The 885-nt window shown below is 58.8% G+C and carries 1 protein-coding gene; it reads right to left on the bottom strand.

What is annotated here, in order from left to right; translation table 11 throughout:
• Window positions 1-772 (bottom strand): transposase (locus tag PQR54_RS38835; protein ID WP_408255443.1); only part of this gene is annotated, 772 nt, incomplete at its 3' end.
• Window positions 773-885: the final 113 nt, after the last annotated feature.

Raw genomic sequence — 885 nt, 5'->3', positions numbered from 1 at the left:
GACGGCGGAACTTATCTTCCCAGGCAAAGACGCGTTCGATGGTCCTGAAGCGCTCCTCGAAGATCGCCGGATCAAAGCGCTGCTTGCGGCCCCGCTTCGGTGTTTTTCGCCCACGCGGGTTCTCGGGGATGTTCGGGGTCATGCCGCGATTGAAGATCGCCTTGCGGTTGGGCCGGCAATCGTAGACGCCGTCCAGACTGAGGGTTGAACCTAGCAGGTCCGCGCCAATGGCGCGGGCCATTTCGGTTAGTCTGGGCAGCGCGTCGCGCAACAGCGGTGATTCGTTGCGGTTGCCCGGCGCCGTCACGAACGGCGCGATGATGTTGCAGTCGCGGTCGCAGAAGGCGACGACCTTGCAGCCCTTGAGATGCTTGTGTCCGCTATACCCGAGGTTGTCGCCGCCTTTCTTCGCTGCAGTCGTCGTGCCGTCGCCGTGGATGACGGAAAGGGCGAGGAGCTGGTCCTGATGAAGTTTATGTACCGTGCCCGCAAAGATCCGGTCGATGCTGCCATCAGCCTGCCAGCGCCGCATCATCCGGTAGATACGCGTGTGGTGGATTTCAGGCAGACCTTTTGCATTCCTTTCGATCGGCAGCATCTTCCATTGGCAGCCCATGTACAGTATTTGCAGGATGTAGTCGAAGATCTTGTGCAACGACAGCGTGGGTGCCGGTCCGCGTCGGCCACGACTCAGGTGTGGCAAGACAAATTCTTCGAACTGCGCTTCGCTCAATTTCGTCGGAATCGCTTGCCAGCATGGGTTACCCGTCATTCGCTGAGTCCAAACATCTGGACTCTAACCGATCTGCCTTCGCCGATCACAAATCCAGTCCCGGCGCGGATCACAGACAAATTCGATGACCTCGAAAAACTAGCAACCAGTTG

It is taken from the genome of Paraburkholderia phytofirmans (assembly GCF_046028095.1).
Classification (GTDB): domain Bacteria; phylum Pseudomonadota; class Gammaproteobacteria; order Burkholderiales; family Burkholderiaceae; genus Paraburkholderia; species Paraburkholderia phytofirmans_A.
Note: the sequence above shows the minus strand (reverse complement) of the source record. Positions and strands in the feature narration are given on the sequence as shown.